At 75.1% G+C, this 9027-nt stretch carries 8 protein-coding genes; 5 read left to right on the forward strand and 3 right to left on the reverse strand.

Features of this window, described 5'->3' with window-relative positions:
• Nucleotides 1-116 precede the first annotated feature (116 nt).
• Nucleotides 117-1100 (reverse strand): aldo/keto reductase, encoded by a 984-nt coding sequence (locus RKE29_RS24660; RefSeq protein ID WP_312007817.1) that lies wholly within the window; start codon nt 1098-1100, stop codon nt 117-119.
• A 241-nt stretch (nt 1101-1341) separates the two neighbouring features.
• On the opposite strand from RKE29_RS24660, the gene RKE29_RS24665 reads away from it, so the two are divergent.
• On the forward strand, nt 1342-2391 hold the full coding sequence (locus tag RKE29_RS24665) for an LLM class F420-dependent oxidoreductase (RefSeq protein ID WP_312007818.1): 1050 nt from the start codon (nt 1342-1344) through the stop codon (nt 2389-2391).
• Between the two features lie 96 nt (nt 2392-2487).
• On the opposite strand, the gene corA is transcribed toward RKE29_RS24665, so the two are convergent.
• A complete protein-coding gene (gene corA / locus RKE29_RS24670) occupies nt 2488-3471 on the reverse strand; it encodes a magnesium/cobalt transporter CorA (protein ID WP_312007819.1) in 984 nt (327 codons plus the stop codon).
• A 148-nt stretch (nt 3472-3619) separates the two neighbouring features.
• Here corA and RKE29_RS24675 point away from each other — a divergent pair, with 148 nt between their 5' ends.
• From RKE29_RS24675 to mshC, 4 genes are all read left to right on the forward strand, one after another.
• On the forward strand, nt 3620-4315 hold the full coding sequence (locus RKE29_RS24675; protein ID WP_312007820.1) for an MSMEG_4193 family putative phosphomutase: 696 nt from the start codon (nt 3620-3622) through the stop codon (nt 4313-4315).
• A gap of 216 nt (nt 4316-4531) precedes the next feature.
• On the forward strand, nt 4532-5125 hold the full coding sequence (locus RKE29_RS24680) for a DUF3090 domain-containing protein (protein ID WP_312007821.1): 594 nt from the start codon (nt 4532-4534) through the stop codon (nt 5123-5125).
• Complete coding sequence (locus tag RKE29_RS24685) at nt 5086-6051, forward strand: SCO1664 family protein (RefSeq protein WP_312007822.1); 966 nt, start codon at nt 5086-5088, stop codon at nt 6049-6051. The genes RKE29_RS24680 and RKE29_RS24685 overlap by 40 nt, the downstream gene beginning before the upstream one ends.
• A 122-nt stretch (nt 6052-6173) precedes the next feature.
• The gene (gene mshC / locus RKE29_RS24690; protein WP_312007824.1) at nt 6174-7403 is read left to right on the forward strand and encodes a cysteine--1-D-myo-inosityl 2-amino-2-deoxy-alpha-D-glucopyranoside ligase; all 1230 of its coding nucleotides are present in this window, start codon (nt 6174-6176) and stop codon (nt 7401-7403) included.
• Nucleotides 7404-7698: 295 nt separating this feature from the next.
• Here the strand turns inward: mshC and RKE29_RS24695 are convergent, their stop codons facing one another.
• On the reverse strand, nt 7699-8730 hold the full coding sequence (locus RKE29_RS24695) for a PAC2 family protein (RefSeq protein WP_312007826.1): 1032 nt from the start codon (nt 8728-8730) through the stop codon (nt 7699-7701).
• Nucleotides 8731-9027 lie beyond the last annotated feature (297 nt).

The raw sequence follows: 9027 nt of genomic DNA on the forward strand, positions 1-9027 counted from the left end.
GCCGTCGCCTGCCGCCGCCGGGGGACCGCCGCCGCGCTCGGCCGCCGGCGCCTGCGGCCCGGGCCCGGGCGCGGCGCCCTCGGCGAGGCGGTCGGCGAAGCCTGCGCGGTCGGTGCTCACAGCGTGCTCCAGTCGTGGTCGGGGTAGCGGTGCACGGGCGCCGACACGTCGTCCAGCGCCTTGCTGATCTCGTCAGGCAGCGTAAGGGCCTCCACTGACAACGCGGCTTCAAGCTGCCGCGCGGTGCGCGCGCCGACGATCGGAGCCGTCACGCCCGGCCGGTCCCGCACCCACGCCAGCGCCACGCCGAGCGCCGTGGTCGCCAGGCCGTCGGCCGCGGTGGCGACCGCCTCCACGATCCGCCCGGCCTCCTCGTCCAGATACGGGGCGACGAACGGCGCCAGGTGCGGGGAGGCGCCGCGCGAGTCGGCCGGTGTGGCGCGCCGGTACTTGCCGGTGAGCACGCCGCGTCCGAGCGGTGAGGACGGCAGCACGCCCAGCCCCAGGTCCGCGGCGGCGGGCAGCACCTCGCGCTCGATGCCGCGCTGGAGCAGCGAGTACTCCATCTGGGTGCTGGCGAGCCGGGTCTGGGCCCGCGGCGAGACCGCCTGCCAGGTGGCGGCCTTCGCCAGCTGCCAGCCGCAGAAGTTGGACACGCCGACGTAGCGCGCCCGCCCGCTGGCGACCGCGATGTCCAGGGCCTGGAGCGTCTCCTCCAGCGGCGTGTCCGGGTCGAAGGCGTGCACCTGCCACAGGTCGACGTGGTCGGTGCCCAACCGCTCCAGCGAGGCGTCGAGCGCGGCCAGCAGGTGGCCGCGCGAGCCGTCGAAGCGGCGGTCCGGGTCGGGGACGCTGCCCGCCTTCGTGGCGATCACCAGGTCGCGGCGCGGCACCAGGTCCTCCACGAGCCGCCCCAGGAGGTATTCGGCGCCGCCGTCCGCGTACACGTCGGCGGTGTCGACCAGCGTCCCGCCCGCCTCCCAGAACGCCTTGAGCTGGTCCGCGGCGTCCCGCTCGTCGGTGTCCCGCCCCCAGGTGAGCGTGCCGAGCCCGATCCGGGAGACGCGCAGGCCCGTGCGGCCGAGATGCCTTAGCTCCATGGCCGTTGAGGTTACTGGCCGGGCCGCGGGGGGCGCTCGGGCCTGTGGACAACCCCAAGTCCCGCACACGCGTGCGCCGGTGCTTACGTTCCCGCGCGAGCCCGCGATACAGTCCTCGCACCGGGGGTTACCCGCAAGTAGGACCCGGGTGGCAGGTGGTACCGGAAGGGTTGCCGGGTAACCGCATCAGCGGACAGGACAGCGACGGGCAAGCAGGACAGCGACGACTAAGGGGTGTGCCGTGCGGCTCGGAATCAACCTCGGCTACTGGGGCGCCGGGATGGACGCGGACAACCTCGCGGTCGCCCGGGAGGCCGACCGGCTCGGCTACGCGGTGTGCTGGGCCGCCGAGGCCTACGGCTCCGACGCCGCGACCGTCCTCGCCTGGGTGGCCGCCCGGACCGAGCGCATCGACGTGGGCTCGGCCATCTTCCAGATCCCCGCCCGCACTCCGGCCATGACGGCGATGACCGCCGCGACCCTCGACACGCTCTCCCAGGGCCGCTTCCGGCTCGGCCTCGGGGTGTCGGGCCCGCAGGTGTCCGAGGGGTGGTACGGCGTGCGGTTCGACAAGCCGCTCGCCCGCACGCGCGAGTACGTGGAGATCGTCCGCAAGGCCATGGCCCGCGAGCGCCTGACCCACCAGGGCGAACACTGGACCCTGCCGCTGCCCGGCGGCCCCGGCAAGCCGCTCAAGCTCACCGTGCACCCGGTGCGCGAGCGCGTGCCGCTCTACATCGCCGCCATGGGCCCGAAGAACCTGGAGCAGACCGGCGAGATCGCCGACGGCGCGCTGCTGCTGTTCTTCCTGCCCGAACAGGCCGAGGAGACCACCCTGGCGTCGCTCCGCGCGGGCCGCGAGAAGGCGGGCCTGACCCTGGACGGCTTCGACGTCGTGCCCACCGTCCCCTTCGCCGTCGGCGACGACGTCCCGGCGCTGGCCGACCACTTCCGCCCGTACACGGCCCTGTACGTGGGCGGGATGGGCAGCGCCCGGCAGAACTTCTACAACCAGCTGGCCCGCCGCCTGGGGTACGAGAAGGAGGCCGCCGAGATCCAGGAGCGCTACCTGGCCGGCGACAAGCAGGGCGCGGCCGCCGCCGTCCCGCACCGGCTCATCGACTCCACCGCGCTCATCGGCCCGGTCGAGCGGATCGCCGACCGCATGCGCGCGTACGCGGAGGCGGGCGTCACCACGCTGTCCCTGTCGCCCGCGGGCTTCACGCGCGAGGAGCGGATCACCGGGCTGCGCGCGGGGGTCGAGGCCCTGGAGCGCGCCGGGCTGGCCTGAACGCCCGCCGGCCCGCTGCGGCCCGTACGGGCCGGCACGCGGCCGCGGCGGGCCCGCGTACGTCCCTGGGACGCGCGGCCGGTGGCCCGGGCCGGATCAGAGCCAGCCGCGCCGCTTGAAGAAGCGGTACAGCCCGGCGACCAGCGCCGCCATGAGCGCGACGGCCGCCGGATAGCCCCACGGCTGCCGCAGCTCGGGCATGTCGTGGAAGTTCATGCCGTAGATCCCGGCGATCATCGTCGGGACGGCCACCATCGCCGCCCAGGCCGAGATCTTGCGCATGTCGTCGTTCTGCCGTACGCCCATCTGCGCCAGGTGCGCCGACAGAACGTCCGACAGCAGCCGGTCGAAGCTGTCGGCGTGCTCGTTCACGCGCGTGAGGTGGTCGTGGACGTCCCGGAAGAACGGCTGCGAGCCGGCGTGCACGAACGGGACGCCCGCCCGCGCGAGCCGCGCCATCGGCTCCGCCAGCGGGCCCGCCGCCCGGCGGAACTCCAGCACCTGCCGCTTGAAGGCGTAGATCCTCCCCGCCGTCCGCGACACCCGGCCGGCGTCCGGCGCGAACACCTCCGCCTCCAGCTCCTCCAGGTCGATGTGCAGCTCGTCCGCGACGTCCAGGTAGTGGTCGACCACCGCGTCGGACACCGCGTACATCACGGCCGTCGGACCGTGCTGGAGCACGTCCGGGCTGCGCTCCAGCCGTTCGCGCACCTCGCGCAGCGGATTGGCCGCGCCGTGCCGCACGGTCACCACGAAGGAGTCACCGACGAACACCATCAGCTCACCACCCGTAACGGTGCTTTCCGCGTCGTCGTACAGGACGGGCTTGAGCACCAGGAACAGCGAGTCCTCGTAGACCTCCAGCTTGGGCCGCTGGTGCGCGGTCAGCGCGTCCTCCACGGCCAGCGGGTGCAGCCCGAACTCGCTGGTGACCAGCTCGAACTCCTTCTCCGTCGGCTCGTGCAGGCCGATCCACAGGAAGGCGTTCCCGGCCGCCCGCGCCTGGTCCAGGGCATCGGAGAAGTCGGCGGGCCCCTCGACGCGGCACCCGTCGCGGTAGATGGCGCAGTCCACGATCACCCGCGCATTCTGCCGCTCTCGCGGGCAGAACGCACGGGGAGCACGGCGGGCGGGGAGCCCCGCGCAAGGGGGACACCGTGCCCGGGGAGCCCCGCGCACGGCAGGCGGCGCGGTGTCGGCGCGGCCGCACGGCCGTAGGGTGGCAGCCATGCCCACGCTGATACTCGTCCGGCACGGCCGGTCCACCGCCAACACCGCGGGAGTGCTCGCGGGCTGGACCCCCGGTATCGCCCTCGACGACCACGGGGCGGCCCAGGCCGCCGCCCTGCCCGCGCGCCTCGCGGCCCTGCCGCTGGCCGCCGCAGTCGCCAGCCCGCTCCAGCGCTGCCGCGAGACCCTCGCCCCGCTGCTCGACACCCGGCCCGCGCTGCCGCTGCACACGGACGAGCGGATCGGCGAGTGCCACTACGGGGACTGGTCGGGGCGCAAGCTCGCGGAGCTGGCCGACGAGCCGCTGATGACCGTCGTCCAGCAGCACCCGTCCGCCGCCGCCTTCCCGGGCGGGGAGTCCGTACGGGCCATGCAGGCGCGCGCGGTCGAGGCGGTCCGCGACTGGAACGCCCGGATCGAGGAGCAGCACGGCGCCGGCGCCGTCTACCTGATGTGCTCGCACGGCGACATCATCAAGGCGGTCGTCGCCGACGCGCTCGGCATGCACCTCGACCTCTTCCAGCGCATCTCCGTCGAACCGTGCTCGGTCACGGCCATCCGCTACACGCCGCTGCGGCCCTTCGTGGTGCGGCTCGGCGAGACGGGGGACCTGGGGAGCCTGGCGCCGCGCGAGGAGCCGCGGCAGGAGCCGTCCGGACAGGCCACGGTGGGCGGTGACGCGGGAACACCGTGATCGCCGGGCGCAGTAGGGTGGTGCAGCGGTGGCCCTCCGCCGTGGCGACCGTGCGCGGGAGCGCGCCGGCCGGGCCCCTCGGCCGGCTGCGGGCATGTCACCGACCACGGCCCCGGCAGGCCGGACCGGCACCAGGCACCAGCAGTTCCGACCCAGCGCAGTCCATCGAAACAGCCCAGACCACAGCCCAGTCCTCACAGCAAATGGAGCAGGACGTTGTCCCGTCAGGTGTTCCTCTATGACCCACCGGACCGCTTCATCGCCGGTACGGTCGGGCTGCCGGGCCGCCGAACCTTCTTCCTCCAGGCGTCCGGAGGCGGCCGGACCACCAGCGTGGCGCTGGAGAAGACCCAGGTCGCGGCACTCGCCGAGCGGATCGACGAGCTGCTGGACGAGGTCGTGCGGCGCACCGGAGGCAGCGCGCCCGTGCCGGCCGTCGCACCCTCCGAGATGACCGACACCGCGCCGCTCGACGCTCCCGTGGAGGAGGAGTTCCGGGTCGGCACCATGGCGCTGGCCTGGGACGCCGAGGAGCAGCGCATGATCGTGGAGGCCCAGGCGATCGTGGAGCTGGACGCGGAGTCCGAGGAGGACCTCGCGGAGGCCGAGGAACGGCTGCTCCAGGACGAGACGAACGGGCCGCCGATGCTGCGGGTGCGGCTGACCGGCACCATGGCGCGCGCCTTCGCCAAGCGCGCGATGGAGGTCGTCAACGCCGGCCGCCCGCCGTGCCCGCTGTGCAGTCTGCCGCTCGACCCGGAGGGACACGTATGTCCGCGCCAGAACGGATACCGCCGCGGAGCGGCCTGACGCCGCCCGCGCGGGCGGCCGCCGCCGGCCGTCTCCCCGCGGCGTCCGCGTCCGCGGAGCCCGCCGGGGACGGGCCCTCCGGCCCGCCGGACGGCCCGTCGGAGGGGCCGCCGACCGGGCCGCCGCCTGCCGCGGAGCTGCTGGCGCGGGGCGAGCTGACGGTGCGCGGCCAGGTCCGGGAGGCGTCGAACGCGGTCCTGTTCTGCACCGTCGCCGGGGACGGCAACAGCCTGCCGTGCGTGTACAAGCCGGTGGCCGGGGAGCGGCCGCTGTGGGACTTCCCCGACGGCACGCTCGCCCAGCGTGAGGTCGCGGCGTACGAGCTGTCCGAGGCGACCGGCTGGGGCCTGATCCCGCCCACCGTGCTGCGCGACGGGCCGTACGGGCCGGGCATGTGCCAGCTGTGGATCGAGGCGGCCGACGGCGAGGACGACGACCGGGCGCCGCGGCTGCTCGCGCTCGTCGACGGCGACGAGCCCGGGCCCGGCTGGAAGGCCGTGGGGCACGCCGAGGTGGGCGACGGGCGCACGGCTCTGCTGGTGCACGCCGACGACCCCCGGCTGCGCCGCCTCGCCGTCCTGGACGCGGTGATCAACAACGGTGACCGCAAGGGCGGCCACCTGCTGCCGACCGCCGACGGCGGGCTGTACGCGATCGACCACGGTGTGACCTTCAACGCGGAGGACAAGCTGCGCACGCTGCTGTGGGGCTGGGCGGGCGAGCCGCTGCCCGCGGAGGCGCGGGAGGTCCTGGGGCGGCTGGCGGCGGAGCTGGCCGGCGGCGGCCCGCTCGCCGCCCGGCTGGCCGGGCTGATCACCGGCGCCGAGCTGGACGCGCTGCGCGCGCGGGTCGCCGCGCTGCTGCGCACCGGGCGGCACCCCGAGCCCGGCGGCCGGTGGCCGGCCATTCCCTGGCCGCCGATCTGAACCGGTGCGCGCGCCCGCCGCGCGACCGGACGGCGTCCGCGGGCGCCGCGCGAGGGTCCCCGGCAGTCACGAAGCGCCACTCCCGTTCGTATCCGGAACGTGTGTCCGGTTACGCTCAAAGCATGTATGCCTGGCCCGCTTCAGAGGTTCCCGCCCTGCCCGGCAGTGGCCGTGACCTGAGGATCCACGACACCGCGACCGGGAGACTGATCACTCTCGATCCCGGCCCCGTCGCCCGCATCTACGTCTGCGGCATCACGCCGTACGACGCCACCCACCTGGGACACGCGGCGACCTACAACGCGTTCGACCTCGTCCAGCGCGTGTGGCTCGACACCAAGCGGCAGGTTCACTACGTACAGAACGTCACCGACATCGACGATCCCCTGCTGGAGCGCGCCCAGGCCAGCGGTGACGACTGGACGGCCCTGGCGCAGCGTGAGACCGCGCTGTTCCGCGAGGACATGACGGCCCTGCGGATCCTGCCGCCGCGCGCCTACATCGGCGCCGTCGAGGCGATCCCCGGCATCGTGCCGCTGGTCGAGCGGCTGCGGGACGCGGGCGCCGCCTACGAGTTGGAAGGCGACGTCTACTTCTCCGTGGAGTCCGACCCGTCCTTCGGGTCGGTCTCCCGGCTCGACGCGGGCGCGATGCGGCTGCTGTCCGCCGAGCGCGGCGGCGACCCGGACCGCCCCGGCAAGAAGAACCCGCTCGACCCGCTGCTGTGGATGGCCGCCCGCCCGGGCGAGCCGAGCTGGGACGGCGGCTCGCTCGGACGCGGGCGGCCCGGCTGGCACATCGAGTGCGTCGCCATCGCCCTGGACCACCTCGGCATGGGCTTCGACGTGCAGGGCGGCGGCTCCGATCTCGCCTTCCCGCACCACGAGATGGGCGCCTCGCACGCCCAGGTCCTCACCGGCGAGCGGCCGTTCGCGAAGGCGTACGTGCACGCCGGGATGGTCGGCCTGAACGGCGAGAAGATGTCGAAGTCGAAGGGCAACCTGGTCTTCGTCTCGGCGCTGCGCCGCGACGGCGTGGACCCCGCGGCCATCCGCCTGGCCCTGCACTCCCGGCACTACCGCTCGGACTGGGAGTGGACCGACCAGGTGCTGCGGGAGGCCGTGGACCGCCTCGGCCGCTGGCGCGCCGCGGTGTCCCGCCCGGACGGGCCCCCGGCCGGCGCGCTCGTGGAGGAGATCCGCGACGCGCTCGCGCGGGACCTCGACACGCCCGCCGCGCTCGCCGCCGTCGACCGCTGGGCCGAGGCGCAGCGGTCGGGCGGAGGGACGGACGAGGGGGCGCCCGGCGTCGTCTCACGCGCCGTCGACGCGCTGCTGGGCGTGGCGCTGTGAGCCGCACGGGCCCGCCCCGCCGGTAGGGCGGCCGGACGCGTACGCGCCCCTGGCGGCCCGTACGCGTCCGGCCCACTCGCACGGGCCGTACGCGCGGCACATGCCTGTACGGCGGCACGCGCGCGTACGGGCCCGGACGCGCGCCCCGGAGCCGCGAGGGCCCGAAGGCGGTTCGGCGCTCCGGACCGGCCCGACGGCGCCGAGGCTCGGCCCGACGGCACCGGTCCGACCACCCGCGGCCCGCCCCGGGCACCCGGGCGGGCCGTACCGCGTCGTCAGGCGCCGCCCGCAGGGCTCAGCCCCGCTCCTCCGGGCGGTCCTCGCCGTCGCCGCGGTCCTCCGCGCCGTCCGGCGTCTCGTCCTTCGGCGGGGTCCTGCGCGGGCGCGCGGGCCCGCCGCCCGGGGTGTCGCGCCGGTACGCGCCGCCCTCCCTGCCGTCCGCCACGCCGCCGCCCTCGGTGGCGTGGCCGCCCGGCCCGGGCTGGCCGTCGCGCCGCCGCAGGTAGCGCTCGAACTCGCGGGCGATGGCCTCGCCCGACGCCTCCGGCAGGTCGGCGGTGTCCCGGGCCTCCTCCAGCGACTGGACGTACTCGGCGACCTCGCTGTCCTCGGCGGCGAGCTGGTCGACGCCGAGCTGCCAGGCGCGCGCGTCCTCCGGCAGCTCGCCGAGCGGGACGCGGATGCCGATCAGGTCTTCGAGGCGGTTCAGCAGCGCCAGCGTCGCCTTGGGGTTCGGCGGCTGGGAGACGTAGTGCGGGACGGCCGCCCACAGGCTCACGGCGGGCACGCCCGCGTGCGAGCACGCCTCCTGGAGAATGCCGACGATGCCGGTCGGGCCCTCATAGCGGGTCTCCTCCAGATCCAGGCTGTCGGCCAGGTCCGGGTCGGAGGTGACCCCGCTGACCGGGACCGGCCGGGTGTGCGGGGTGTCGCCGAGCAGCGCCCCCAGGACCACGACCATCTCCACGCCCAACTCGTGGGCGAACCCCAGGATCTCGTTGCAGAACGACCGCCAGCGCATGCTCGGCTCGATGCCCCGCACCAGCACCAGGTCGCGCGGCCGGTCGCCGGCGCTCGCCCGGACCACGGACAGCCGCGTGGTGGGCCAGGTGACCTTGCGGATCCCGCCGTCCAGCGACACGGTGGGCCGGTTGACCTGGAAGTCGTAGTAGTCCTCGGCGTCGAGCGCCGCGAAGACCTCGCCCTTCCACTCCCGGTCCAGGTGCCCGACCGCCGTGGAGGCGGCGTCCCCGGCGTCGTTCCAGCCCTCGAAGGCACAGATCATGACCGGGTCGATCAGCTCGGGAACTCCCTCAAGCTCGATCACCCAGCGCCTCCTTCCGACCGGCGCGTGCGGGGAACCCCTGCCGCCACCGGCTCGCCGTTCCTCATGCCGTGCATGCTGTGCGCCCCCAGCCTACGGCTTCCCGGGGTGGTGCTCGCAGCCTCATCCCGGAAACGCCGCTCCATATTCATCCGATCTGTTATGGCGCCCGCGCGGGCGGCTTCCCCCGCCGTCGCGCGACCCCGCCGGGGCGCTCCGCGCCCGCCGTCCATGGCACCACGCCACAGGTCCGATGTCCGCCGCGCCGCGCCGCGGCCCGTCCCCGGCCCGCCGCCGTCA

The organism is Streptomyces sp. B1866 (assembly GCF_031932565.1).
Classification (GTDB): domain Bacteria; phylum Actinomycetota; class Actinomycetes; order Streptomycetales; family Streptomycetaceae; genus Streptomyces.

Excerpts from the sequence above, each read along its gene's own strand:
- RKE29_RS24660 (WP_312007817.1), bottom strand. The coding sequence starts at position 1,100 with ATGGAGCTAAGGCATCTCGGCCGCACGGGCCTGCGCGTCTCCCGGATC.
- RKE29_RS24675 (WP_312007820.1), top strand. The coding sequence starts at position 3,620 with ATGCCCACGCTGATACTCGTCCGGCACGGCCGGTCCACCGCCAACACC.
- RKE29_RS24685 (WP_312007822.1), top strand. The coding sequence starts at position 5,086 with ATGTCCGCGCCAGAACGGATACCGCCGCGGAGCGGCCTGACGCCGCCC.
- mshC (WP_312007824.1), top strand. The coding sequence starts at position 6,174 with ATGTATGCCTGGCCCGCTTCAGAGGTTCCCGCCCTGCCCGGCAGTGGC.